Below are 25687 nucleotides of genomic sequence, written 5' to 3' on the forward strand. Positions count from 1 at the left end.
CCAACCGGCTTGAAGCGGTTGGTCTGCGCGCCTAGGGTCATCAAAATTTTGGTCGTCAAATTTGTTGGGAACCCGGCACGTGGCATTGGACTGGGATACCCTCTCGCGCACCCTGCGCCCCGAGAACAGCCCCGGCTTCCTGCTTTGGCAGGTCGCGAATCAGTGGCAGCGGCTGCAGCGTTCGACGCTGGAGCCGCTGGGCCTGACCCATGTCCAGTTCGTGCTGCTCGCCGGCCTGGCCTGGCTGAGCCGCAAGGAGAACGACGTCACCCAGGCCCGGCTGGCCGCCTTCTGCAAGACCGATGCGATGATGACCAGCCAGGTGGTGCGCTCGCTCGAGGCCGGCGGCTTCATCGCCCGGGCGCCGCACCCGACCGACAGCCGGGCCCGCCAGTTGCGCGTTACCGCCAAGGGGGCCGAGGTGCTGAACGCCGCCATGCCCAGGGTGCGGGAGGCCGACGCCTCGTTCTTCGGGTCGCTCCAGGAGAGCCAGAACTTCGTCGACCAGCTGCGCCGCCTGTGGTCGAACGGCGCCAAGCGCGAGCCCTGAAGCTGCACCCATTGCGATGGTCTGCATGCAGACCATCGCAATGGGGTGAGCGGCCGACCGCCGTCAGCTGCGCAGATAGACCCGGTTGACGTAGGGGTCGAGCTTCAGCCCGCTGCTGGCCTCCACCTGCTTCGCATCCAGGATCGGCTTCAGCGGGCCGTACAGGATCGGGCCCTGGCAGTAGACCGCGCTGAACATCAGCCGCGGCGTCACCCGCGCCGGCATGCCGCGATGCATTCCGAAGGTGTTCTCCAGGAAGCTGGTGCCGGCGGCCCCCTCGAACTGGATGAAGCGCTCGCGCCCGAAGGCGTTCGCAACCTCGTCGTCGGAATAGCGCCGGATCGGCATCAGCTGGTTCTCGCGATGCGTCGCGCGAACATAGATGTGCGGCCCCGCCCCCTCATCGACATCGGTGAGGTAGACGAACATCTTGATGAAGCGCCAGTCATCGTAGTCGCGGTGGAACAGCTCGGCGTGCTGGCCCTGGTCGTGCCCGGCGATCGACCACCACGCCGCCATGTAGCTGATCGTGGGCTTGCAGCCGAGCGCCGCCTGCACCGCCTCGAGCACCGCGGGGTGGTTGGCGATGGCCAACCCATGCGGCGCGTTCAGCACCACCTCCGGCTTGAAATGCGCGACATGGGTGCCTGGCGGGGCCTGGTCCGGCGCCTGGAAGGTGCCCAGTTCACGCTTGTACGGGTTGAAGGACTGATGCCCGGCGAAATAATGCCGCATCTCCGCCGCCATGTCCGGGCTGACCAGCCACGGCGTCATCGCGAAGCCTTCCGAGTCCAGGGCGGCCGCGGCAGCGCGGCCTTCGGAGGTGCCGGGGACCTGCGCGCGCCCCACCCGATTCGCGATGCGTTTGGCCACCCACTCCCGCGAGGCGACGCTTTGGAAGCGTCGCTGCAACAGGAAGCGGGTCTTCAGGCCGGCCTTGGCCACATGTTCGGAAAGAGCTGCCATCAAAAATATCTCCTCGCGTCGGGCACTGCCTAGCAGTGGACGATGGCGGTTTCGGGGCGAAACGCTGGCCTGCCTCGCCCCGGGGAACCGCTGTCCGCGTTCAAATTCCGTCACGAGTGCTATAGCCGGACGGAACGTCCCAACCAAGAATCATTTTCAACTGGATGGCCCCCCAGGGCCGGAGCGGGCCTTTCGGCCCGCCCGGGGCGGAGCGGGCCCTTCGGCCCGCCCGGCACCGTCTCACTCGGCCGCGCGGTAGATCTGGCCGCCGCCGTCGCGGAACCGCGACGCCATCTCCTCCATCCCAGCCTCGGCCGTCGCCCGGATCTCCTGAGTAATCTTCATCGAGCAGAATTTCGGACCGCACATCGAGCAGAAATGCGCGGTCTTGGCGCCCTCGGCCGGCAGGGTCTCGTCATGGAAGGCCAGCGCCGTGTCGGGGTCGAGCGACAAATGGAACTGGTCGCGCCAGCGGAAGTCGAAGCGGGCGCGGGACAGCGCGTCGTCGCGCACCTGCGCCGCCGGGTGCCCCTTGGCCAGGTCGGCGGCATGGGCCGCGATCTTGTAGGTGACGACGCCGGTCTTGACGTCGTCGCGGTCCGGCAGCCCGAGATGCTCCTTCGGCGTGACATAGCAGAGCATGGCGGTGCCGAACCAGCCGATCATGGCGGCGCCGATGCCGGAGGTGATGTGGTCGTAGCCCGGCGCGATGTCGGTGGTCAGGGGCCCGAGCGTGTAGAACGGCGCCTCGCCGCAGACGGCCAGCTGCTTGTCCATGTTGGCCTTGATCTTGTGCATCGGCACATGGCCGGGGCCTTCGATCATGACCTGGACGTCGTGCTCCCACGCGATCTGGGTCAGTTCGCCCAGCGTCTCCAGCTCGGCGAACTGGGCGGCGTCGTTGGCGTCGGCGATCGAGCCGGGGCGCAAGCCATCGCCGAGCGAGAAGGCGACGTCATAGGCCCGCATGATGGCGCAGATCTCGCGGAAATGGGTGTAGAGAAAGCTCTCGCGGTGATGCGACAGGCACCATTTCGCCATGATCGAGCCGCCGCGGCTGACGATGCCGGTGACCCGCTTCGCCGTGAGCGGGATGTAGGCCAGCCGCACCCCGGCATGGATGGTGAAGTAGTCGACCCCCTGCTCCGCCTGCTCGATCAGGGTGTCGCGGAAGATCTCCCAGGTCAGGTCCTCGGCCACGCCGTTGACCTTCTCCAACGCCTGGTAGATCGGCACGGTGCCGATCGGCACGGGTGAGTTGCGCAGGATCCATTCCCGCGTGGTGTGGATGTTGCGGCCGGTCGACAGGTCCATGACGTTGTCGGCGCCCCAGCGGATCGCCCACACCATCTTCTCCACCTCCTCCGCGATCGAAGAGGTGACGGCGGAGTTGCCGATGTTGGCGTTGATCTTCACCAGGAAGTTGCGGCCGATGATCATCGGCTCGGATTCCGGGTGGTTGATGTTGCTGGGGATGATGGCGCGGCCGCGGGCGATCTCGTCGCGCACGAATTCCGGCGTCACATAGTCCGGGATCGCGGCACCAAAGCTCTCGCCGTCGCGCGCCGCCGCCTCGGCCAGCTTCTCGCGGCCGAGATTCTCGCGGATCGCGACATACTCCATCTCGGGCGTGACGATGCCGGCGCGGGCATAGGCCATCTGGGTCACCGCGGTGCCGCCGCGGGCGCGCAGCGTGCGCCGGTCGCCGCGCCGGAACTCGAACAGGTTGGCGGCCTCGCCCTCGCGCCGGCCGTCATCCTCCGGCCGCACGACGCGGCCGTCATAGGCCTCGACATCGCCGCGGGCGGCGATCCAGCCGGCGCGGATCGGCGGCAGGCCGGCGCCGATGTCGATCAGCGCGGCCGGGTCGGTGTAGGGGCCGGACGAATCATAGACCCGGACCGGCGGCTCCCCGGCTTCGGGCGATAGCACGATCTCGCGCATGGCGACGCGCAGGTCGGGGTGCCGTTCGCCCGGCACATGGACCTTGCGCGACCCCGGCATGGCGCCGGTGGTGACGGTGGTTGGGATGACATCCTTGGGCATCGACGGCCTCCTCGATCGGACGGATTGAGGGCGTGCCAAGGACGGAAAGCTGGAAAGAAAGCGGCTGAGCGCGCATGCGGTTCCATTCCCTACGCCGGCACGACCCGGATCAGGTTCGAAGGGTTCCCACGTCGCAGATGGTGTGGTGTCTCAGCCCCTTACCGGAGCTCCCCTCGGAACAGCGCGATCAGAGCGCGGCCGGGGCGGCGCTGTCAAGCCATGCCGATCTTTTCCCGCCGCTGTCGATCCCAGGGCCCCGCCATCGACCAGGGACATCAACCCCGGCAGAGGACGAGCCCGTATCATGAAGCTGCACTACTCCCGCAACCTCAATCCCCGGGTCGCCGTGGCGGTGGCCCGCCACCTGGACGCCCCGGTCGAGTACATCCGCACCAGCCCGATGGGGCCGGACAGGGAGGCGTTCCGGGCAATCAACCCCAACACCCTGGTGCCGGTGCTGGTCGAGGCCGACCGCACCCTGTGGGAGACGGATGCCATCGCCTGCCGCCTGGCCGCCCTGTGCGACCCCGGTTTCTGGCCGGCCGACCGCCAGGCCGAGGTGCTGATGTGGGTGAGCTGGAGCGCCCATCATTTCATCCCGGCCGGCGGAACCTTCTATTTCGAGAACATCATCCGGCCCCAGTTCCTGGACCGGCCGGCCGATGCGGCGGCACTGGCCGAGGCCGATTCCGGCTTCCGGCGCTATGGCGGGATTCTCGACGACATCCTGGCCGGCCGCAGCTGGCTGGTGGGTGACCGCCCGACCTATGCCGACTTCCGGGTGGCCTCCGCCCTGCCCTTCGCCGAACAGGCCTTGCTGCCGGTGAGCGGCTTCCGCCACATCCTGGCCTGGCACGACCGCCTGAACCGGATCGACGCCTGGCGGGCGCCGTTCGACGGCCTCGACTGACGGGCGGGGCGGTCCCTAGGGTCTGGCGGATGATCGGCGGCTTGGAGCGTAGGCGGAACAGACGCCAGACACCCTCCATGATATCCGCCACAACCCTGGCTGAGTCAGCCGGCAGCGTCGTCCACCTTGCCGCCAGGACGGCCGCCCCGGTGGGACAACCGCCAGCGCACCAGATCGTCCGCACCGGGGCCTGGCAGGATGTCGAGGTCGGCGGGGCTCACCTGCTCGCCGGTCTGCTGGTCGATGAACCCCCAGCGCAGCTCGGCGCCGGTTTTGCGGTTCACGAAGGTCATCGGCGGCGCCGACGCCCCGGACACATCAAGGCGATCCCCGATCTGGGCGAGCACCGGCATGACGGGGGCGATCTGCCACCCCTTCGGGGTCAGCACATATTCGAACCGTTCCGGGCTGGCCTGGTAGCGCCGCCGCTCGATCAGGCCGTTCGCCTCCAGATGCTTCAGCCGATCGCTGAGCGTCGCATTGGTCACCCCGGATGACTGGCGGAAATCCTCGTATCGGCTGAGGCCGCACACCAGGTCCCGCAGGATCAGCAGACCCCAGCGATCGCCGATCGCCGCCATGACGCCGGCGATCGAACACGTCATGCCGTCGAACCCTTTCGAGCGCATTGAATCCCTTCCGATCTGTCCGAAAATCTGCTCCAGCGGCTCTTATCATAAGAGCTGTTCTCGTTTGGTTCAATGGCGGTGTCCGCGAGACGGCAATACCGGGCGGGCATGCCAGCCGATAAATCGCTTGCTATCATCTTCACTCTTATTATAAGAGTTAAGAACTCGCTGAACATCAAGGCTCAACCCGATGCCGATGGCGATGCGGCCCCTCGATCCAATCCGGGCCGGAACCGATCGACACAAACATCACCGATTTCCTCCAAACAAGAGGACCTTGCCTTGGCGCAGAACAACGGCGCTTTTTCTGTCACTCCGACACTCGCATTTGCCGGCAGCATCATCGCAGCGGGCCTCTGGTTCGCAGCGCTCGTCGCCCTTCCAGGGCTGCAACGTTCGGGTCTGTCGGTGGTCGTCGCGCGGATCGCCGTGCATCTCATCCTGCTCAGCGGAACCTGGGCCGGGCTGGCGCGAACGTCCCTGACGGCGTCGGAGCGGGCGTGGACCTGGCTGGCGATCGCGGTGCCGCTCACCCTCTGGCATGGCGTGGCGTGGGCGATCGTCGCCGACGGCCTGCTTCTGCCCGGTGCCACGACCATTCCGCTGCTGCCGGTGATGATCATCGTGCCGACGGCGGTCGTGATCACGCTCCTGGGCCGTTCGCGCCGGATCGGCACGCTGCTGGACGCGATGCCCGCGACCTGGCTGATCGGCGTCCAGTTCTACCGAGTGATCGGCGCGGTCTTCCTGGCGAACTGGCTGGCCGGGGCTATGCCGGGCGTCTTCGCCCTGCCCGCCGGCATCGGCGACGTGATCACCGGGCTGATGGCCCTGCCGACCGCCGTGATGCTGGCCAGCGGCCGGCCGGACAGCCCCCGGGCGGCCCTGCTTTGGAACCTCTTCGGCACGACGGATCTGATCGTCGCGCTTGCCATGGGGGCCCTGACCACGCCCGGGCCGTTCCAGCACCTCGCCATCGATCACCCCAATCTGACGATCGCGGCGTACCCGATCGGTATCATCCCGGCCTTCACCGTTCCCAGCTCCCTGGTCCTGCACGCCCTGTCGGTGCGCCAGTTGCTGCGGTGCCGGCGGCCGGCGGCGGCGATCGCCGCATGACGGAAACTGGACTTTCGGCCGCATCCCGGCCCGCAACGGGCCGGCAGAACCGAAGCATGGCCCCATGGAGACAGATCCCGTGATCGCCCGCCGTGACCTGATCAAGACCACCGCAGCCATCGCCGCAGCCATCCCCGCGACCCTCGCGGCGACCTCTGCCCTGGGCGCGGACCAGGGCCCGCAGCCCCAGGCTGCAGCCGAGGCGGCTGTGCCGCCCACCACCCTGGCCGAGGTGCCGCCGGGGCCGGACGTCAAGCTGACCATCGAACGCCGCGACCAGGTGGCGCTGTTCGGCCTCAACCGACCGGATGTGCAGAACCGCGTCGACCCCGAGACCTTCCAGGCCCTGGCGCGGGCCTTCTACGATTACGACCACGACCCGTCGCTGCGGGCGGCCATCCTGTTCGGCCATGGCGACAATTTTTCCCGCGGCATCGATGTCGAGGGCTTCCGGGCCGCGGCGAAGACGGGCAATCCCCTGTCCGGCCTGACCCGCATCGTCAATCCGCTGAACTACGGCCCGGCCCAGCGCACCAAGCCCCTGATCGCCGCCGTCCATGGCGACACCTGGAACCTGGGGCATGAGCTGTTCCTGGCCGCGGATATCCGGGTAGCGGCGGCCGGCACCCGGTTCGGCCAGGATGAGAACACGCATGGCCGCTTTCCCGGCGGCGGGTCGACCGTGCGCTTCGTCCGCGAGGCGGGCTGGGGCAACGCCATGCGATACATGCTGACCGGCGATCACTGGACCGCGGAGGATGCGTATCGCATCGGCACGCTGCAGGAGATTGCCGCGACGCCCGAGGCCGCCCTCGCCCGGGCGGTGGAGATCGCCGGCAGGATCGCGGCCTGCGGGCCGCTCGGCGTGCAGACCACGCTGGTGTCGGCGCATCTGGCGATCGACGCCGCCGAGGCCGCCGCCTTCTCCCAGCTCGGCGCCCAATACGGAGCGCTCTACCGCACCCGGGATTTCATCGAAGGCGTCACCGCACAGGCGGAAGGCCGCCCGCCGGTCTTCCATGGCGACTGAACCGGGGCAACTGAACCCGGCGCCCTGGTCGCCGACGGAAAATACGCCGTCCGGGCGCTGAGCCGCGACGCCACCTCCCGCCGGGCGAAGGCGCTGCTGGCGCTGGGTCCTGTCGAGATTGTCGAAGGCAGCTTCGCCGATGAGGACACGCTGCGGCACGGCTTCCGCGGCTGCGACGGCGCCTATATCAACATCGATGGCTTCAACACCGGCGAAAAGACCGAGATGTACTGGGCTATCCGCAGCTACGAGATCGCCGTCGAGGAAGGGATCAAGCTCTTCGTCTACGGCAACCTGGACTACGCGCTGAAGAAAGCCGGATACGATTCCAGGTTCCGCACGGGCCATTACGACGGCAAGGGCCGCATCGGCGAATGGATCCTGTTCCAGAACCAGGTGAACCGGGACCGGATGGCTGCGGCGGTGTTCACCACCGGGCCCTATATGGAGATGGCGATCTCGGCGATGACGCCGATGTCGCCCACCGTGGAAGACGGCGTCGTGACCTGGCGGGTGCCGCTGGGCAACGGTACGGTGCCCCATGTCGCGCTGGCGGATTGCGGCCACTACGCCCGCTGGCTGTTCGACCATCCCGAGCGGGCCAACGGCCTCGATCTCGAAGTCGCGATCGAGCAGGTCGACTATCACAAACTCGCTGCGGCGTTCGAGGTGGTGACGGGACACCCGGCGCGATACATCGACACGGAACTGGACGCCTATTGGCACGGCCCGCTGAAAAACTCGGCCGACCTGCCGGCCGGATACAACGCGGATCCCGACGACAAGAGCACCATGAGCTTCCGCGACAACTTCACCGGCTTCTGGACCCTGTGGAAGCACGGCATCGTCCAGCGCGACTACACGCTGCTGGACGAGATCCATCCCAATCGCATCCGCAGCGTCGAGGAGTGGCTCCGCCGGGAAGATCAGGCCGGACGCGACCTCGGCCAAGGCAGCCTCTGGGACCGGGTCCAGCCGGAAAACCTGTTCAAGCACCCTCCCCTGCTTAAGCTGGTGGAGGACAGGCGCAAGGGTCGGCTGTAGCGGCGTCAGCCGAGGCCGAGCTGGTCGGGGCTCGACAGCACGGCGCCGAAATGGTGCGCCCACAGCCGCGCACCGAGGTCGCCCGAGGGGTCGAGCGACGACCCGACGGCCAGCCATTTCAGCAGCGTGGGCTGCAGCCCGGCATCGAACAGGGCGAAGCCTGCGGCCAGGACGCAGGTCTCGGCCTGGATGCCGCAGACCAGCACGCGGTCGACCTTCAGCCCGGCGAGATAATCGATCGCCGCCGGGGGCGGCAGGTAGCCGTGCTTGATGAAGACGCGGTCGGCGGCGACGAGGCTGACATCGTCCTTGCTGGGCTTCCAGCCGAGCTGGCGTTCGAACGGCGTGATGGATTCGTCATGCCGCTCGACCGTGGCCACGCTGTGGATGACCGCGCTCAGCCTGCCGATCCCCTGCACGATCTCCGCCGGGACGGGAAAGCTGGGCTGGATGTCGACGATCAGGAGGGCTTGTTTCATGATGGGCTGCTGAACCGGTTGTCAGTGATGGCTGTCCGTCGCGCCCGCTTCAGGGACCACGAACTCGGCCCCTGCGTGATTAGTAGCACAGCCGATCAATTCCCGGGGGCCACACGTCGCCCCCTCTCGAGCCCTGACCCTTCCCCTCCCCTAGGACCCTGTCCCCATCGATTTGTCTGGCAATTCGCTTTTCCCCGTCCCAGGCTTCGACTCAACGATCGCAAAGGCGATGGCGGAGGAAACGATTCATGGCGGCTCTCCCGAGATCGGCCCGCATCAAGACCGTCCAATACACCGCGCTGGCGCTGCTGGTGCTCAGCGGTGTCGTCAACTACATCGACCGGGCGACGCTGGCCGTCGCCAACCCCCTGATCAGCCACGATCTGGGCTTCTCCCCCGCCGAGGTGGGGCTGCTGCTGTCGGCCTTCCTGTGGGCCTATGCCTTCGCCCAGCTGCCGGCCGGCGCGCTGGTCGACCGTCTGGGCCCGCGGCTGATGCTGGCGCTGAGCCTGGGGCTGTGGTCGCTGGCCCAGGTGGCCGGCGGGCTGGTGCAGAACTTCACCCAGTTCTTCGGCATCCGCATGGTGCTGGGGCTGGGCGAGGCGCCGCAATTCCCGACCAGCGCCCGCATTGTGCGCGACTGGTTCAACGTCCGGCTGCGCGGCACCGCGACCGGGATCTGGAACTGTTCCTCCACCCTCGGCACCGCGCTGTCGGCCCCGATCCTGACCTTCCTGATGCTGACCTTCGGCTGGCGCTGGATGTTCGCGATCATGGGCCTGTTCGGCCTGGTCGTCGCCGTTGCCTTCTACGCCCTGCACCGCAACCCGAACGAGGTGGCGCTGACCGAAGAGGAACGGCAATACTTGACCGAGGGCGACACCGCCCCGCAGGGCGCCAGCGTCACCTGGGCGGAGTGGAAGCGGCTGTTCGGCTTCCGCACCACCTGGGGCATGATCTTCGGCTTCTTCGGCGTGATCTACGTCACCTGGGTCTACAACTCCTGGCTGCCGGTGTATCTGGAGCAGGACCGGCACCTCAGCATCGCCAGCACCGGCATCGTCGCCGCCATCCCGTTCCTGTGCGGCGTGGTCGGCAGCATCCTGGGCGGGCGGCTGAACGACTGGCTGGTGACCCGCGGCATGGCGCCGATGAACTCCCGCAAATACCCGATGGCCGGGGCGATGGTGGCGACCGCGGGCTTCACCACCCTGGCGGCGCTGACGCCGAACCTCACCGTCGCGGTGATCGCCATCTCGATCTCGCTGTTCCTGCTCTACGTCGCCTCGACCTCGGCCTGGGCGATGGCGCCGGTGGCGGCGCCGGCGCATTGCACCGCCTCGCTCGGCGCGGTGCAGAATTTCGGCGGCTACATCGGCGGCGCCCTGGCGCCGATGGTGACCGGCTTCATCCTGCAGGGCACCGGGTCGTTCACCGCCGCCCTGCTGGTCGGCGCCGCGGTCGCCCTGGTCGCCGCCGTCGGCTACGTCATCATCGTGCGTGACCCGATCCCGTCCTCGGCCGAGGACGACATCGCCGGCCTGCCGGCCGCGGCGGTGTAGGGCATCAGCCCGGCAGGATCGCCTGGCCGCACTGGTTGCAGAAGCGCGCCGCGGCCTGGTTCACAGCACGGCAGACGCGGCAGGCGACGCTGTCGGCAGCCGGAACTGCCGCGCGGGGCGCCGGCTTGCAGGCGCCATGGGCGCAGCAATCATCCGCCTCGACCACCGTGACCTGCGCCGGCCGGTGATCGTGCCCATGGTCATGGTCATGGCCGTGCTCATGATCGTGCCCGCGGGCATGCTCCGCCTTCACGGCGGCACCCTTCGTCGCCGGCAGCACGCGCAGCAGCCGCAGCGCGTTCAGCGTCACCAGCACCGTCGCGCCGGTGTCGGCCAGGATCGCCATCCACAGCGAGGTCGCGCCCAGCACCGTGGTCACCAGGAACAGCCCCTTCAGCCCAAGGGCGAAGGCGATGTTCTGGTGAATGTTGGCCAGGGTGGCGCGCGACAGGCCGATCAGCTCGGCCACGCCGGTGACGCGGTTGTTCAGCAACGCCGCATCCGCCGTCTCCAGCGCCACGTCGGTACCGCCGCCCATGGCGATGCCGACCGAGGCGGCGGCCAGCGCCGGGGCGTCGTTGATGCCGTCGCCGACCATCGCCACCGGCCCGGCCGCCTTCAGCCGGCCGATCGCCGCCAGCTTGTCGTCCGGCAGCAGCTCTGCCTCGACCGCGATGCCGAGCGTGGCGGCGATGGCGGCGCCGGTGCGGCGGTTGTCGCCGGTCAGCATCACCGGGCGTACCCCGGCCCGGCGCAGCGCCGCGATGGCCGCCACCGCATCCTCGCGCGGCTCGTCGCGCAGGGCGATCACGCCGCGGGCCCGGCCGGCGCCCAGCAGCACCACGACGGTCTTGCCCTGCCCTTCCAGCGCGGCGATGCCCCCGGCCAGATCGGCCGGCAGCGGCCCGCGCTCGGCGGCATAGCGCGGCGATCCCACCGCCAGCAGCGCGCCGCCGACCCGGCCCAGCACCGCCTTGCCCGGCACGGCGCCGGCCTCGGTCACGGCAGGCACCGCCACGCCCCGCGCGACGGCGGCGTCGAGGATGGCGCGGGCCAGCGGGTGGCTGGAGCCGGATTCGACCGCGGCGGCCTGGGCCAGCAGGTCTGCCTCGGTTCCGTCCAGCGCGACGATGTCGGTCACCTCCGGCCGGCCGCGGGTCAGCGTGCCGGTCTTGTCGAAGGCCACGGCCTTGACCTTGCCCAGCATCTCCAACGCCGCGCCGCCCTTGATCAGCAGGCCGCGGCGGGTGCCGGCGGCGATGCCGGAGGCGATGGCCGCGGGGGTCGACAGCACCAGGGCGCAGGGGCAGGCGATCAGCAGCAGCGACAGGCCGCGATAGGCCCAGACCGACCAGTCGCCGCCGAAGGCCAGCGGCGGCACCGCGATCACCAGCGCCGCCACCGCCATCGCCGCCGGGGTGTACCAGGCGCTGAACCGGTCGATGAAGCGGGCGGTCGGCGCCTTGCTGGACTGCGCCGCCTCGACCATGTGGATGATGCGGGCGATGGTGTTGTCCGCCGCCCCCCGCGTCACCTGCAGCCGCAGCACGCCGCCGGCATTGATGCTGCCGGCATAGACGGCGTCGCCCACTTCCTTGGCCACGGGCACGGATTCGCCGGTGATCGGGGATTCGTCGAGGTCGGAGGCGCCGTCGGTGATGGTGCCGTCGGCCGGCACCCGGTCGCCAGGGCGCACCAGCACGATGTCGCCGATGCGGAGGTCGTCGACCGGCACGGCCGCGAGCAGGCCGTCGACCTCGCGCTGCGCGGTGCGCGGCACCAGCGACACCAGCGCCTTGATGCCCCGCCGGGCGCGGCCGGCGGCCACCGTCTCCAAGAGCTCGCCGACGGCGAACAGGAACACCACGACCGCGGCTTCCGAGGCGGCGCCGATGGCGATGGCGCCGATGGCGGCGACCGCCATCAGCGTCTCGATGCTGAAGGGCGAGCCGGAGCGGACCAGGGTGGCGGCGCGGCGCACCACCGGCACCAGGCCGATCAGCGCCGCCGCGACATAGGCCCATTCGGCCTCGGCCGGAAACGCGGTGGAGGCGGCGAAGGCGGCGGCCAGCAGCAGACCGGTGAAGCCGACCAGCCGGGCCTTGCGCTCCTGCCACCACGGCCTGGTCTCGGCCGCGGCCGGCGCCTTGGTGGCGGTACTGTCGTCGATCGCGGTGGGGGTGAAGCCGAGGGCGCGGATCTTGTCTTCCACCGCATGGCCATCGGCGACGGCCCTGTCCGCGCCGAAGGCCAGCAGGCCGGTGGCGAAATTGACCTCGACGCCGCTGACACCCTGGATCCGGCCCAGCGCCGTCTCCAGCTTGCCGACGCAGCTCGGGCAATCCATGCCGTCGACGCGGTAGCGCAACGTCTGCCTGCCCGCCCTCTGGCCGTCCTTCGTCGCGGTCATCGCCATGGCGACGCACTCCCTTGCCGAAATCACCGTCGCAGAGGAAGATGGGAGCTACAGCGACTAGAGCTTCAAGAGGAAAATTCATGTCCGCGCGTGGAGACGCCGTGCCGATCGGCGAGCTGGCCCGCCGCACCGGCTGCAAGGTCCAGACCATCCGCTACTACGAGCAGATCGGGCTGATGCCGGAAGCGGCGCGGACGCTGGGCAACCAGCGCATCTATGGTCCTGCCCACAGCGACCGCCTGGCCTTCATCCGCCACAGCCGCGAGCTGGGCTTCCCGCTGGACGCCATCCGCCAGCTGCTGACCCTGGCCGACGACCCGCACCAGCCCTGCGCCACCGCCGACCGCATCGCGCAGGAGCAGCTGGCCGAGGTGCAGAACCGCATCGCCCGGCTGGAGGCGCTGAAGGTCGAGCTGGAGCGCATGGTCGAGCAATGCAGGCACGGCACCATCGGCCATTGCCGGGTGATCGAAGTGCTGGCAGACCACAGCCACGCCCATTGCCTGCATGCCGATCACGGCGCTGGCGAAGAGATCGAAAGCGCGGCTTGAGAGCCGGCCCCTTCGGAGACCCATCATGGACCTGACCGTCCCCCTGCTCAGCATCCTCGGTGCCATCGCCGTCGGCGCCGCCAGCCCGGGCCCCAGCTTCGTCTTCGTCACCCGCACCGCCATCGCCCTGTCGCGCCGCGACGGGCTCGCGGCCGCGTTGGGCATGGGCGTCGGCGGCGTGGTCTATGGTGGGCTCGGGCTGTTCGGCCTGCAGGCCCTGCTGTCCCAGGTCGAGTGGCTGTTCATGACGCTGAAGGTGCTGGGCGGCCTCTACCTGCTGTGGCTCGCCCTCGGGCTGTGGCGCACCGCGGCCAAGCCGATCACGGTGCCGAAGACGGCGGACGGCCGGCCGCGCAGCGTCCGCCGGTCCTTCACCATGGCGGCGGTGACCCAGCTTAGCAACCCGAAGGCCGCGATCGTCTATGGCAGCATCTTCGCCGCCTTCCTGCCGGCGCATATGCCGGCCTGGACCTTCGCCGTGCTGCTGCCGGCGATCTTCGCGATCGAGGCCGGCTGGTACGCCATCGTCGCCCTGGCCTTCTCCTCCGACCGGCCGCGCGCCGCCTATCTGCGCTGGAAGCGCTGGTTCGACCGCGTCGCCGGCACCGTCATGGGCGCCCTCGGCCTGCGCCTGATCCTCGGCGCTGGGAAGCTGTAAGGATTCGCTCCTCCTATTGTCATTGCCCGGCTTGACCGTGGCATGACAAGAAAAATAGGGTCGCGGGCCGCCCCCTCAGAACCGCGTGACGACGGCGATGCCGGTGCCGTCGAAGCGGTCCATCTGGGTCAGGGCCAGCGGCGCCTCGTCGAGGGCGATGCGGCTGCCGATCAGCTGCTGCGGCGCGAGCTTGCCCGTGCCGATCATGTCGAGCATCGCCTGGTAGCGGAACGCCTGCATGCCGTGGCTGCCCAGGATCTCCAGCTCATAGGCGATCACCCGGTCCATCGGCAGCGGCGGCCGGGCGTGGTCGCCCAGCATCAGCCCGACCTGGATATGGCGGCCGCGGCGGCGCAAGGACCGGATCGAATTCACGCAGGTGGCGGGATGGCCGAGCGCGTCGACCGAGACATGCGCGCCACCGCCGGTCAGGTCGCGGATCTCGTGCACGACATTGGCCGAGGTGGCGGCGTTGACCGTCGCCACCGCGCCGAGCTGCCGGGCGAGATCGAGCTTCTGCTCCGTCAGGTCGACCGCCACGACATTGGCGCCCACGGCGCTGGCGATCATGATCGCCGACAGCCCGACGCCGCCGCAGCCATGCACCGCGACCCAGTCCCCCGCCTTGGTCCGGCCCTGGTCGACGATGGCGCGGAAGGAGGTGGCGAAGCGGCAGCCCAGGCTGGCCGCCGTCGCCGAATCCAGATCGTCCGGCAGCGCCACCAGGTTGGCATCGGCGAAATCGAGCGCGACATATTCGGCGAAGGAACCCCAGGCGGTGAAGCCGGGCTGGAACTGCCGTTCGCACACCTGCTGGTTGCCGCTGGCGCATTCCGGGCAATGGCCGCAGCCGGCCACGAAGGGCACCGTGACCCGCTGTCCGATGCGCCACCGCTGCACCTGCGGCCCGACCGCCACGATGGTGCCGGCCAGCTCATGCCCCGGCACATGCGGCAGCACGATGTCGGCATCGTGCCCCATCCAGCCATGCCAGTCGCTGCGGCACAGCCCGGTCGCCTCGACCTTGACCACCACACCGCCCGGCGCCGGCGTCGGGTCGGGCACGGTCTGCACGGTCGGAAGCTGGCCGAACTGTTCGAAGACCACGGCTTTCATGATGGGCCTGTCGCTGTTGAAAGAGGGTCGCGGCGGACGACTGCGAAAGGTTCTGGTGCACAACCTTTCTATTGTCATGCCACGGCTTGACCGTGGCATCCAGGGGCGGCCAGAGCGGCTCTCGGTGGCCCCCGGATTGCCCGGTCGAGCCGGGCAATGACAGTATTAGAGCTACCCCACCCCAAAAATCCGGTGGGTGCCTTCGACGTCGCGCAGCACGTGCTCGCCGAGGTCCACCAGCGGCCGGCCGCAGGCATCGCGGAACGGCTCCGACATCAGCACCCGGCGGTGCAGGGTCTTGGTCAGCTCCTCCAGCCGGCTGGCGCGGTTCACCGCCGGGCCGATCACGGTGAAGTCCAGACGCCGCGCCGCGCCGATGTTGCCGTAGGCGATTTCGCCGACATGCAGGCCGACGCCGAAATCGACCGCGTCCGGCCCCACCAGCCCGCGCTCGGCATTGGCCGCATCGGCCCTGGCGCAGAAGGCTTCGGCCGCAGCCAGGGCAGCGGCGCAGGCGGCGCCGCGGTCGATCTCCGGCGTCACCGGGAAGATCGCCAGCACCGCGTCGCCGATGAACTTCAGGATCTCGCCGCCTTCAGCCTCGATCGCCACGGCCATGTCGCCGAACCAGCTGTTCAGCATGTCGACCACATCGCGGATGGCATGGACCTCGCTGCGCCGGGTGAAGGCGCGCATGTCGGCCAGCCAGATCGCGGCTTCGATCCAGTCGACCTGGCCGCGTTCGACCTGGCCTTCGACGATGCGCTGGCTGGTGCGGGCGCCGACATATGTGTCGAGCAGGTCGAGCGCGATCCGCTTCCACACCTGGCGTTCGGCATAGGGGCTGAACAGCCGGGCGGCGGTGTCGAGCGCCTTGAGGTCGTCGTCGTCGTAGCCCCCCGCCTGCCGCGTGGCGAAGGACAGGAAGCGGGTGCGGCTGGTGTCGAGGAAGGGCAGCGGCGTGATCAGGTAGTCGGTGGAGCCCTGCTGCTGCAGCTCCTGCAGCAGCGGCAGGTCGCTGACATCGGCATCGAGCCGCCGGCGATACGCCCGCTCGGTGTCGTCGACGATCTTGGTCGGGCTGGTGAGATAGCCCGTGCTCTGCATGATGCCCTGGCGCTCGCGCTCCCGGAACTCGATGGCCTCGTCGCTCCAGACCAGCATGGTGCCGCTGATCTCGGGGTGCAGCACCTCGAGCCCGATATGCACCCGCCAGACCGGGACGATGGTCTGCGCCACCCGCTCGCAGAATCCCGGGAACAGACCCTTGAGCGGCACCGGCTGCCGCGACGCCTCGACCAGCCAGAGGGCCAGCGCCTCCAGCCCCGGCCGGTGCCGGTCGGCGATCGGCCTGGTGTCCCAGTCCGGCGGCAATCCGTCTTGCATGGCGGTCCCATCCTGCATGGGCGGAGGAAATACCTTCGGCAAAGCTGGGTCAATGATAGCACTTTGCTATCATAGGAAATTGCGACGGTGATCGCTGTCCCCGCCATGCCGCGCGTGCGCAGCGCGTCCGTCTGCCCTGCAGCGAGGTCATGTCATCGGCGCGCTGACCGGCCTATCCTCACGGCGACATCGCTCCGTTTTTATGGAAGAGGTACGACATGGCCGCGCAGCCCACCGGGTCCGATCTGCTCGTCGACGCCCTGGTCAAGGAGGGCGTGGACCGCGTCTTCGGCGTGCCCGGCGAGGAGAATCTCGACATCGTCGAATCGCTGCGCCGCTACGGCATCCAGCTGGTGGTCACCCGGCACGAGCAGTCGGCCGCCTTCATGGCCGCGACCTATGGCCGGCTGACCGGCAAAGCCGGCGTCTGCCTGACCACACTGGGGCCCGGCGCCCTCAACCTGACCACCGGCGCCGCCTATGCCCTGCTGGGCGCCATGCCGATGGTGATGATCACCGGCCAGAAGCCGATCCTGAAGAGCCGCCAGGCGCAGTTCCAGATCGTCGACATCGTCGCCACCATGCGGCCGCTGACCAAGTCGTCGCGCCAGATCGTCAGCACCGCCTCGATCCCGACCCTGGTGCGCAACGCCTTCCGCATCGCCCAAGAGGAGCGGCCGGGCCCGGTGCATCTGGAGCTGCCGGAGGACATCGCCGCCGCCCCGGCGCCCGAGGGGCTGGAGCCGGTGACGCCGCACGCCGTGCAGGTGCCGGTGGCCGCCGAGACGGCGGTCGCCACCGCGGTCGACATGCTGCGCGCGGCGCAGCGCCCGCTGGTGATGATCGGCGCCGCCGGCAACCGGCACCACCTGGTGCCGGCCTTGTCCGACTTCGTGCGCCGCATGGGCATCCCGTTCTTCAACACCCAGATGGGCAAGGGCGCGGTCGACGGCAATTCCGGCCTCTACATCGGCACCGCCGCCCTGTCCGAGGGCGACTACCTGCACGACGCCGTGGGCAAGGCCGACCTGATCCTGGCGATCGGCCACGACGTGGTCGAGAAGCCGCCCTTCCTGATGGAGACCCCGACCCAGAAGGTGATCCATGTCGGCTTCCAGCCGGCGGCGATCGCCGAGGTGTACTTCCCCGACCACGAGGTGGTGGGCGACATCGGCGAGGCGCTGGGCCGCATCGCCGACCAGTTCGGCGGCGCCCACCCGACCGCGGCGGCCGCCTTTGCCGCCGTGCGCCACACCATCCTCGAGAAGGTGGCGGCGGACGGCACCAGCGACCGCTTCCCGCTGGTGCCGCAGCGCATCGTCCACGACGTGCGCAAGGTGCTGCCGGATGACGGCATCGTCGCGCTCGACAACGGCATGTACAAGATCTGGTTCGCGCGCAGCTACCGCACCCATGTCGCCAACACCATCCTGCTGGACAACGCGCTGGCGACCATGGGCGCCGGCCTGCCCTCGGCCATGGTGGCGGCGATGCTGCACCCCGACCGCCGGGTGATGGCGGTGTGCGGCGACGGCGGCTTCATGATGAATTCGCAGGAGCTGGAGACGGCGATCCGGCTGAAGCTGAACCTGGTCGTGGTGATCCTGGTCGACAACGCCTACGGCATGATCCGCTGGAAGCAGGAGGCCCAGGGCTTCACCGATTTCGGCCTGACCTTCGGCAACCCGGATTTCGTGACCTACGCCCAGGCTTATGGCGCCACCGGCTGGAAGATCGAGTCGGCGGAGGCGTTCGTGCCGACGCTGGAGAAGGCCTTCACCCAGGGCGGGATGCATTTGGTCAGCGTGCCGATCGACTACACCGAGAACAGCCGCGTCTTCATCGAGGAGCTGCGCAACCACGCGTCTGTCGTAGAAGCCGACTGACGCAGAGCCGGCTTCGACTTCGCCACCATCGTCATTCCCGCGAAAGCGGGAATCTCCATCCGATCAGGCTGTGACGAGATCCCCGCTTTCGCGGGGATGACGGTCATTGGTTTGGCGTGAGCGCGCAGGTTGGGTTCGCAGTTGCGAACCCAACATTTACCGCTCAGCCCAGGATCGACCGGTACAGCGCGAGGTAGCGGTCGGCCATGCGGTCGACGGTGAAGCGGGCCGCCACCGCCGCGCGGCAGGCGGCGCGGTCGATCTCGCCGATCCGGCCGATCGCGGCCACCGCTTCGTCGACGCTGTCGACCAGGAAGCCGGTCACGCCGTGGTCGATCAGTTCCGGCATCGAGCCGCGGTTGCTGGCGATGACCGGGGTGCCGCAGGCCAGCGCCTCGACCACCGACAGCCCGAACGGCTCGTCGAAATTGACCAGGTGCAGCAGGGCCCGCGCCGCGCCCAGCGTGTCGGTGCGATCGGTCCCGCCCAGCGGGCCGCGATAGACCACGGACCGGCCGTCGAGCGCGGGCGCGACCTGCCTGTCGTAATAGCCCTGGTCCTGGACGATGCCGGCCATCACCAGCCGCCTCCCCGTCCGATGGGCTGCTGCGATCGCCTCCGCCGCACCCTTGTCCGGGTGGATACGGCCGAAGAACAGCAGATCGTCGCTGCCCTGCGGGTCGAACGGGAAATCCTGCAGCGGGATGCCATGATGGATGGTCGCGGCGTAGCGCAAATCCGGGCTGCGGTCGGCATCGCTGATGGCAACGTAATGGACCCGATCCTGATAGGCCTTGAACACCGGCAGGATGCGGTCGGAGGAGAAGCCGTGGATCGTCGTCACCACCGGCGTCGCCACCAGCCGCGAAAAGGCGAGCGGCACGAAATCGGCCTGGTTGTGGATCAGGTCGAACTCGCCCGCCCGCTCGAAGACATGGGCGACGTGCAGCATCTCCCACACCTTGGCGTCGATCGTGGAGTCCTCGGAATAGGGCGCCGGGCACACGCCGGCCAGCGTGCCCGCCGTCAGGCTGTCGCGGGTGGCGAACAGGGTGACGTCGACGCCGCGCGCCACCAGCGCCTCGGTCAGCAGGCTGGTCACCAGCTCCCACGGGCCGTAATGGCGCGGCGGCGTGCGCCAGGAGATCGGCGCCAGCATGGCGATGCGCAAATGAATGTCCTTTTCCGCTGCCGGTTGCCGCAGCGGCGGTCCCAGGCTACGCGCCGGGGCCCAGCGCGTCGCCCCATTTCAGCCGCCGGGCGGTCTTCAGCAGGGCGCCGTCGCGCTTGGTCACCGTGCGCTCGACCACGCCGTCCGGCCCGCACAGCCTGAGGTCGATGCGGGACCCGGCGCCACGCGGCGGGGTGATGACGCGGCCGGCGATCGGCGCCCCCGGGCGACGCGACACCGCGACATAGGCGAACTTCTCGTCCTCCCACGGCACCTCGCCGCCCTTGGCCTGGCGGTGGATGCGCGAGCGGGCGACGCGCTGGGCGAAGTGGCACCAGTCGGGCTCGACCAGCGGGCAGGCGCGGTCATGCGGGCATGGCGCGACGACATGGCCGCCGGACGCGATCAGCCGGCTGCGGGCGTCGAGGATGCGGCGCCAGCCGGCCGGGGTGCCGGGTTCGACCAGCAGCAGCACGTCGGCGGTGGCCGCCCACAGCCCGTCGACCAGGGCGGCACGGCGGTCGGGCGCCAGCTCGTCCAGCACATAGGATAGGATGACGAGGTCATGGGCCGGCAAATCCGGCAGCGCCCGGGCCAGGTCGGCGGCGCGCCAGTCGGCCGGTGGCAGGGCGGTGCCTTCGGCCAGGCGCGCGCCCCAGTCGCGGAAGGCGGCGCTGCCCTCCAACAGGGTGGCGCCGGCAAGGTCCGGCCAGGCCTCGGCCGCGGCCCAGAACCCGGTGCCCGGCCCGGCGCCGGCGTCGAGCAGGCTGGCCGGCGCGAAATCCGGACGGAGGTCGGCGACGGCGTCGAGGCAGGCGCGGATCGCGGCATAGGTGGCCGGCAGCCGGGTCGCCAGATAGGCCCGGGCCGCAAGGTCGCCATCGACATGGAAACGGCCGTCGCGCAGCTCCGCCCGGTAGCGCTGCGACAGCCGCGCCGCAGCCGCGGACAGATCGGCCAGGGCGACGCCTTCGAGCGCCCGGTCGACCGCGCTGCGCAGGGCGGCCGGCAGCTCCATGGCTAGCCGGCCAGGGCCTGCCGCACGGCCTCGACCAGACCGGCCTGCGGATGGGTCGCCTGTTCGCCGGTGGACAGGTTCTTCAGCACCACGCTGCCGGCGGCGATCTCGGTCTCGCCGGCGATCACCGCCAGGCGGAAGCCCTTCTTGTCGGCGTATTTCAGCTGGTCGCCGACCTTCTTGCCCTCGGTGAACAGCTCGGTGGCGATGTCGCCGGCGCGCAAGGCCGTGGCCAGGCCGAGATAATAGGGCAGCTGCGCCCGGTCCATCACCGTCACCAGCACCTTGGCCGGGGTGGCGGCGCCGGTCTTGAGCAGACCGGCATCGAGCAGGCGCGACAGCAGCCGGGTGACGCCGATCGAGATGCCGACGCCCGGCAGCTTCTGCTTGGTGTAGTTGCTGGCGAGGTCCTCGTAGCGGCCGCCGGAGCAGATGCTGCCGACCTCCGGGTTCGCCACCAGCTGGGTCTCGTAGACCGTGCCGGTGTAGTAATCGAGGCCGCGGACGATGGCGAGGTCGATGCGCCAGCGATGCGCCGGCACCTGGAAGGCGGCGAGGCCGTCGGCGACCTGGCCGAGCTCGTCCAGCCCCTCGCGGTACAGCTCGCCGCCCTCGATCGCGCGCAGGTCGGCAATCGTCACCGGCCGGGTGACCAGGGCGATGATCCGCTCCGCCGTCGCCGCATCGATGCCGGCATGGGTGGCAAGGTCGGCCAGGGTCCGCTCGCGGCTGACCTTCTCGATCGCATCGATCACCTTCAGCGCCGCGCCGACGCCCGCGGCCGTCAGCCCCTGGTCGAGCAGATAGCCTTGCAGCAGCTTGCGGTTGTTGATGCGGATCAGGAATTCGCCGATGCCGATGCGGGCGAAGATGGCGTTGATGACGCAGGGGATCTCGGCGTCGTTCAAGAGGCCCAGCGTGCCGTTGCCGATGACGTCGATGTCGGCCTGGTAGAATTCGCGGAACCGCCCGGCCTGCGGCCGCTCGCCGCGCCACACCTTCTGGATCTGGTAGCGCCGGAACGGGAAGGTCAGCCGCGCCGAGTTCTGGGCGACGTAGCGCGCGGTCGGCACCGTCAGGTCGAAATGCAGCGCCATGTCGGTCGACGGGTCCTCGCCCTCGCCGGCCGCCAGCCGGGACAGGGCGTAGATCTCCTTCTCGACGATGCCCTTGGCGGTCAGGATCTCCCGCCGCTCCACCGCCGAGGTCTCGATCGGGGTGAAGCCGTAGCGCTCATACTCCTCGCGGATGATGCGCAGGATATGGTCCTCGACCAGCTTCTCCTCCGGCAGCCATTCGGGGAAGCCGCTGATCGGCTGGGGCTTGACGATTCGGGTCTCGGACATCGCTGCATCTTCCATCGGGACGTGGCGGTTTAACCGATCGCGCCGCCGCCGTCACCCCAGCGGAATCGGAACCGGACCTGCACCACAGACGTTTGGCAGGCAACAAGATGAACTGGAGACCACCGGATGCGCTCAACCCTTGCCCTGGCCTGCCTGGCCGCGACGGCCGGATGGGCCGGCATCGCCGCCGCCGCCACCATCGAGCCCGGCACCTATGTCGCCGGCGGAAACGCGCCGATCCGGCTGCTGGTCGAGCCCGCGCCGGACGGCACCGTCGCCTTCCTGCTGCACCGCTCCAGCCGCAACGCGGTGTGCCTGATGGCCGGCGCGGCGAAGCCGGACGGCGACACGCTGACCTGGACCAGCAACAGCGGCGCCACCCTGGCAATCCGCTTCGACGGCCGCGGCGCCGCGATCGAGGCGAAGAACGCGCTGCCGCCGAACTGCCAGGGCGCCCCCGCCATCCCCGGCACCTACATCTTCGATACCGCCCAGGTCGAATTCGACCGCGCCGAGATCGGGGCGGTGCAGGGCAGCCTGACGGCGCTGGGCTACCGGCTCGGCCAGGCCGACGGCGTGCTCGGGCGCCGCACCCTGGACGCCTTGAGCGACTATCAGACCAGGGCCGGCCTGCAGGCCCAGAACGGCCTGACGGTGGAGACCGTGGCCCATTTGGCCAGCGGCGGCAAGACCGTCACCGCAACCCCGCCGACGCCCATCGGGGCCGCGCCGCCGGCCCAGGCCGCGACCACGACTCCCGCGACCACGGCTCCCGACACCCCGACCGCGCCGACGCCGGCGACACCGCCGGCCGCGCTGCAATGGCTGGACCCGATCCCCGACCGGCTGATCCCGATGCTCGAGGCCCGCTATGCGCCGATGGTGGCGCCGGCGGTGATCGACTGGCGCAACGCGCCGTTCCAGGTCGCCGAGGTCGAGCTGGACGAGAAGCCGGCGCAGCTGCAGCCCGACGTGATCGTATTCTGGAACGACGCCAAGCATTGCGACGCCACCGGCTGCCCGTGGGAGATCCTGTCCGAAGGCAGCCAGTCGCTGACGCCGGTGGCCGACGGCAAGGCCCACAGCTTCGCGCTGGCGCCGAGTTCCTCCGCCGGCAAGCGCGACCTGCTGGTCGACGGCGACAAGCTGATGCGCTGGAGCGGCAAGGGCTGGGCGCCGGACTACTACAAGCCGACGCCCGTACGTTAAGAAGCGCCGGCCTTCAGCCGCCAGGCGAGGTGGTCGAGGCGGTCGGCGCCCCAGAACCCCTCGCCGTCGAGCCGGAAGAAGGGCGAGCCGAACACGCCCTTGGCCATCGCCGCCTCGGTCTCGGCGCGCAGCCGGTCCTTGACCTCCGGAGTCTGGATCGCCGCGGCGGTCTCGGCTTCCGGCAGGCCGAGGCCGGCGGCGATGCGGGTCACGGCCTCCGGCGCCGCAATGTCCTCGCCGCGGCCCCAATGCGCGTCGTAGAGCGCGGCGGCGAGGTCGTGCGCCTTGCCGGGCTCCCGATCGGCCAGCCACCACACCGCGCGCGACGGGGCCAGGGCCGCGATCGGCCACTGCGCCGGAGCGGTGAAAGGCACGCCGAGATAGGCGGCGAAGCGCGGCGCATCCGCCTCCATATAAGGGCCGCGCAGCGGGATGGCGCGGTTGGGCTGGCCGCCGGTGTGCTTGAGGATCGGCCCCAGCAGCACCGGCTTCCACGCCACCGTGCGGCCGTGCCGGGAGGCCAGCGCGTCGATCTGCGTGGCGGCGAGATAGCCATAGGGGCTGGCGAAGTCGAAATAGAACTCGATCGGCGACGGCATCGGGGTCTCCTGTTCCGCTGCAGCCGAGCCTAGAGCGAAGGCGCTTTCCGACCAAGCCGGCGATCGGCGACGGACCTGCGGCCCGGCTGCGTTTAGGATGGAGGGATGCGGATCCGGCCGAACGGGAACTGATCGATGTCGATGACACCGCCCCGGGGCGACCACAGGGCGCGGCCCGGCGACTTCGCGACGCTGCGCCGGGTGATGCCCTATCTGTGGCAGGGCGAGAGCTGGCCCGTGCGGCTGCGCATCCTGGCCTGCGTCGCGCTGGTGTTCCTGTCGTCCTTCGCGGTCGCGCTGGTGCCGCTGCTGTTCTCCTTCGCCATCGATTCCTATGCCGGCCGCGCCAACCCCTGGGCGGTCGGCGGCATCGGCATCATCACCGCCTATGCCCTCGCCTCCTGGGTCGGCCGCATCCTGGGCGAGCTGCAATACGCCGCCTACGGCCCGATCGAGCACCGGCTGGTGCGGCGGCTGAGCCGCACCTTCTTCACCCATCTCCACGGGCTGTCGCTGCGCTTCCATCTCGGCCGCCGCACCGGCGCGGTCAGCGAGGATCTCGGCCGCGGCCTGTCCGGCATCCGCGAGCTGATCTACGACGTCGCCTTCCGCATCCTGCCGCTGCTGATCGAGATCGCCGCCACCTGCATCATCCTGCTGGCGCATCTGCCGCCGTTCTACGCCCTGGTCACCGCCGCCACCCTCGCCGCCTTCGCCTGGGCGATGACCCTGGGCGCCGACAGCCTGCGCAGCACCATCCGCAGCATGAACCGGGAGAGCAGCAGCGCCCATGCCGTCGCCATCGACAGCCTGATCAACTACGAGACGGTGAAGTATTTCGGCGCCGAGGGCGCGATCGGCCGGCGCTACGATGAGCGGCTGGAGGAGGTCGAGCGGCTGGCCGCGCGGGGTTTGGCGCTGCGCAGCCTGAACGGCATCGCCCAGATGACGGTGCTGAGCGTCGGCCTGGCCATCCTGCTGATCCTCGGCGGCAGGGCGGTGCAGGCGGGCACCATGACGGTCGGCGACCTCGTGCTCCTGAACACCTATTTCGTCCGCCTCGCCCGGCCGCTGGAGCAGCTGAGCCGGCTATACCGGGTGATCCGCAACTCGCTGGGTTCGGTCGAGCAGATGTTCGCGCTGCTCGACGAGGCGCCGGAGGTGACCGACGCGCCGGACGCCCGGCCGCTGGCGGCCGGACGGGGCGAGCTGGCGTTCGAGCATGTCTCCTTCGCCTACGACCCGCGCCGGCCGATCCTGCGGGATGTCGGCTTCGCCATCCCGGCCGGGCGGACATTGGCGATCGTCGGCGCCTCGGGCGCCGGCAAGTCGACCATCGCCCGGCTGCTGTTCCGCTTCTACGACCCCAGCGGCGGCCGCATCCTGCTGGACGGGCAGGATCTGCGCGACATCACCCAGGCCTCGCTGCGCGGCGCCATCGCCGTGGTGCCGCAGGACACCGTGCTGCTGAACGAGACGCTGCGCGACAACCTCGCCTTCGGCCGGCCGGACGCCACGGACGAGGAAGTCGAGGACGCGGCGCGGATCGCCCAGCTGGACCGCTTCGTCGCCGGCCTGCCGGATGGCTGGGAGACCATGGTCGGCGAGCGCGGGCTGAAGCTGTCGGGCGGCGAGAAGCAGCGCGTCGCCATCGCCCGGGCGGTGCTGAAGCAGCCGCGGCTGTTCATCTTCGACGAGGCGACCTCGTCGCTCGACAGCGCCACCGAGCAGGCGATCCAGGAGCGGCTGGCCGAGGCGTCGCGCGGCACCACCACGCTGATCATCGCCCATCGCCTGTCCACCGTGGTGCATGCCGACGAGATCCTGGTGCTGGACCATGGCCGCATCGCCGAGCGCGGCAGCCATGCCGCCCTGCTGGCCCGCGGCGGCCTCTACGCCGCGCTGTGGGGGCGGCAGCAGCGGGTGGTCGAGCCGGCGGCGGAGTAGCCCGCCGAATGACCACCCTAAACCGTCATTGCCCGGCTTGACCGGGCAA

At 69.7% G+C, this 25687-nt stretch carries 22 protein-coding genes and 1 riboswitch; of the genes, 11 read left to right on the forward strand and 11 right to left on the reverse strand.

Features of this window, described 5'->3' with window-relative positions; translation table 11 throughout:
- Positions 1–79: 79 nt before the first annotated feature.
- Positions 80–550 carry a MarR family winged helix-turn-helix transcriptional regulator gene (locus AB4112_RS18680; RefSeq protein ID WP_309793503.1) on the forward strand — a complete coding sequence of 157 codons (471 nt, stop codon included), beginning with the start codon at positions 80–82 and terminating at the stop codon, positions 548–550.
- Between the two features lie 63 nt (positions 551–613).
- Here the strand turns inward: AB4112_RS18680 and AB4112_RS18685 are convergent, their stop codons facing one another.
- Together AB4112_RS18685 and thiC are read right to left on the reverse strand one after the other, a co-directional pair.
- Positions 614–1516 carry a hypothetical protein gene (locus AB4112_RS18685; RefSeq protein WP_309793502.1) on the reverse strand — a complete coding sequence of 301 codons (903 nt, stop codon included), beginning with the start codon at positions 1514–1516 and terminating at the stop codon, positions 614–616.
- A 240-nt stretch (positions 1517–1756) separates the two neighbouring features.
- Positions 1757–3562 (reverse strand): phosphomethylpyrimidine synthase ThiC, encoded by a 1806-nt coding sequence (gene thiC / locus AB4112_RS18690; protein WP_309793501.1) that lies wholly within the window; start codon positions 3560–3562, stop codon positions 1757–1759.
- Between the two features lie 68 nt (positions 3563–3630).
- Positions 3631–3746: riboswitch (TPP riboswitch) on the reverse strand.
- Between the two features lie 120 nt (positions 3747–3866).
- Between thiC and AB4112_RS18695 the strand changes: the two genes are divergently transcribed.
- Complete coding sequence (locus AB4112_RS18695; RefSeq protein ID WP_309793500.1) at positions 3867–4472, forward strand: glutathione S-transferase family protein; 606 nt, start codon at positions 3867–3869, stop codon at positions 4470–4472.
- A 104-nt stretch (positions 4473–4576) separates the two neighbouring features.
- Here the strand turns inward: AB4112_RS18695 and AB4112_RS18700 are convergent, their stop codons facing one another.
- Positions 4577–5101: a winged helix-turn-helix transcriptional regulator gene (locus tag AB4112_RS18700; RefSeq protein WP_309793498.1), complete on the reverse strand. Its 525-nt coding sequence runs from the start codon at positions 5099–5101 to the stop codon at positions 4577–4579.
- A gap of 282 nt (positions 5102–5383) precedes the next feature.
- Between AB4112_RS18700 and AB4112_RS18705 the strand changes: the two genes are divergently transcribed.
- From AB4112_RS18705 to AB4112_RS18715, 3 genes are all read left to right on the forward strand, one after another.
- On the forward strand, positions 5384–6220 hold the full coding sequence (locus tag AB4112_RS18705; protein ID WP_441721911.1) for a hypothetical protein: 837 nt from the start codon (positions 5384–5386) through the stop codon (positions 6218–6220).
- 64 nt (positions 6221–6284) lie between these two features.
- Positions 6285–7250 carry an enoyl-CoA hydratase-related protein gene (locus AB4112_RS18710; protein ID WP_441721914.1) on the forward strand — a complete coding sequence of 322 codons (966 nt, stop codon included), beginning with the start codon at positions 6285–6287 and terminating at the stop codon, positions 7248–7250.
- 24 nt (positions 7251–7274) lie between these two features.
- The gene (locus AB4112_RS18715; RefSeq protein ID WP_441722250.1) at positions 7275–8294 is read left to right on the forward strand and encodes an NmrA family NAD(P)-binding protein; all 1020 of its coding nucleotides are present in this window, start codon (positions 7275–7277) and stop codon (positions 8292–8294) included.
- Positions 8295–8299: 5 nt separating this feature from the next.
- Here the strand turns inward: AB4112_RS18715 and AB4112_RS18720 are convergent, their stop codons facing one another.
- Positions 8300–8773 (reverse strand): isochorismatase family protein, encoded by a 474-nt coding sequence (locus AB4112_RS18720; protein WP_441721917.1) that lies wholly within the window; start codon positions 8771–8773, stop codon positions 8300–8302.
- 248 nt (positions 8774–9021) lie between these two features.
- Between AB4112_RS18720 and AB4112_RS18725 the strand changes: the two genes are divergently transcribed.
- The gene (locus AB4112_RS18725; protein ID WP_441721920.1) at positions 9022–10335 is read left to right on the forward strand and encodes an MFS transporter; all 1314 of its coding nucleotides are present in this window, start codon (positions 9022–9024) and stop codon (positions 10333–10335) included.
- A 4-nt stretch (positions 10336–10339) separates the two neighbouring features.
- Here the strand turns inward: AB4112_RS18725 and AB4112_RS18730 are convergent, their stop codons facing one another.
- Positions 10340–12745 (reverse strand): heavy metal translocating P-type ATPase, encoded by a 2406-nt coding sequence (locus AB4112_RS18730; protein WP_441721923.1) that lies wholly within the window; start codon positions 12743–12745, stop codon positions 10340–10342.
- A gap of 86 nt (positions 12746–12831) precedes the next feature.
- Between AB4112_RS18730 and AB4112_RS18735 the strand changes: the two genes are divergently transcribed.
- Together AB4112_RS18735 and AB4112_RS18740 are read left to right on the forward strand one after the other, a co-directional pair.
- On the forward strand, positions 12832–13302 hold the full coding sequence (locus tag AB4112_RS18735; RefSeq protein ID WP_441721926.1) for a MerR family transcriptional regulator: 471 nt from the start codon (positions 12832–12834) through the stop codon (positions 13300–13302).
- A gap of 25 nt (positions 13303–13327) precedes the next feature.
- A complete protein-coding gene (locus tag AB4112_RS18740; protein ID WP_441721929.1) occupies positions 13328–13960 on the forward strand; it encodes a LysE family translocator in 633 nt (210 codons plus the stop codon).
- A 75-nt stretch (positions 13961–14035) separates the two neighbouring features.
- On the opposite strand, the gene AB4112_RS18745 is transcribed toward AB4112_RS18740, so the two are convergent.
- Positions 14036–15076 carry a zinc-dependent alcohol dehydrogenase family protein gene (locus AB4112_RS18745; RefSeq protein WP_441721932.1) on the reverse strand — a complete coding sequence of 347 codons (1041 nt, stop codon included), beginning with the start codon at positions 15074–15076 and terminating at the stop codon, positions 14036–14038.
- A 171-nt stretch (positions 15077–15247) separates the two neighbouring features.
- Positions 15248–16462, reverse strand: coding sequence for an adenylate/guanylate cyclase domain-containing protein (locus AB4112_RS18750; protein WP_309793485.1), 1215 nt, complete (start codon positions 16460–16462; stop codon positions 15248–15250).
- Positions 16463–16680: 218 nt separating this feature from the next.
- On the opposite strand from AB4112_RS18750, the gene AB4112_RS18755 reads away from it, so the two are divergent.
- Positions 16681–18348, forward strand: coding sequence for an acetolactate synthase large subunit (locus AB4112_RS18755; RefSeq protein WP_309793484.1), 1668 nt, complete (start codon positions 16681–16683; stop codon positions 18346–18348).
- Between the two features lie 163 nt (positions 18349–18511).
- Here the strand turns inward: AB4112_RS18755 and AB4112_RS18760 are convergent, their stop codons facing one another.
- Genes AB4112_RS18760 through hisS form a run of 3 tightly spaced genes read right to left on the reverse strand, consistent with a single transcriptional unit; the run spans position 18512 to position 21883 of the window.
- The gene (locus AB4112_RS18760; protein ID WP_441721937.1) at positions 18512–19519 is read right to left on the reverse strand and encodes a glycosyltransferase family 4 protein; all 1008 of its coding nucleotides are present in this window, start codon (positions 19517–19519) and stop codon (positions 18512–18514) included.
- A gap of 46 nt (positions 19520–19565) precedes the next feature.
- On the reverse strand, positions 19566–20537 hold the full coding sequence (locus AB4112_RS18765) for a small ribosomal subunit Rsm22 family protein (protein ID WP_441721940.1): 972 nt from the start codon (positions 20535–20537) through the stop codon (positions 19566–19568).
- A 2-nt stretch (positions 20538–20539) separates the two neighbouring features.
- Positions 20540–21883 (reverse strand): histidine--tRNA ligase, encoded by a 1344-nt coding sequence (gene hisS, locus AB4112_RS18770; protein ID WP_441721943.1) that lies wholly within the window; start codon positions 21881–21883, stop codon positions 20540–20542.
- Between the two features lie 126 nt (positions 21884–22009).
- Here hisS and AB4112_RS18775 point away from each other — a divergent pair, with 126 nt between their 5' ends.
- Positions 22010–23092 carry a peptidoglycan-binding domain-containing protein gene (locus tag AB4112_RS18775; protein ID WP_309793480.1) on the forward strand — a complete coding sequence of 361 codons (1083 nt, stop codon included), beginning with the start codon at positions 22010–22012 and terminating at the stop codon, positions 23090–23092.
- Here the strand turns inward: AB4112_RS18775 and AB4112_RS18780 are convergent.
- Positions 23089–23691, reverse strand: coding sequence for a 2-hydroxychromene-2-carboxylate isomerase (locus AB4112_RS18780; RefSeq protein ID WP_441721945.1), 603 nt, complete (start codon positions 23689–23691; stop codon positions 23089–23091). The genes AB4112_RS18775 and AB4112_RS18780 overlap by 4 nt on opposite strands.
- A 135-nt stretch (positions 23692–23826) precedes the next feature.
- Here AB4112_RS18780 and AB4112_RS18785 point away from each other — a divergent pair, with 135 nt between their 5' ends.
- Positions 23827–25638: an ABCB family ABC transporter ATP-binding protein/permease gene (locus AB4112_RS18785; protein WP_309793478.1), complete on the forward strand. Its 1812-nt coding sequence runs from the start codon at positions 23827–23829 to the stop codon at positions 25636–25638.
- Positions 25639–25687: the final 49 nt, after the last annotated feature.

Source organism: Inquilinus sp. 2KB_23, assembly GCF_052115705.1.
Taxonomy (GTDB): domain Bacteria; phylum Pseudomonadota; class Alphaproteobacteria; order DSM-16000; family Inquilinaceae; genus Inquilinus; species Inquilinus ginsengisoli_A.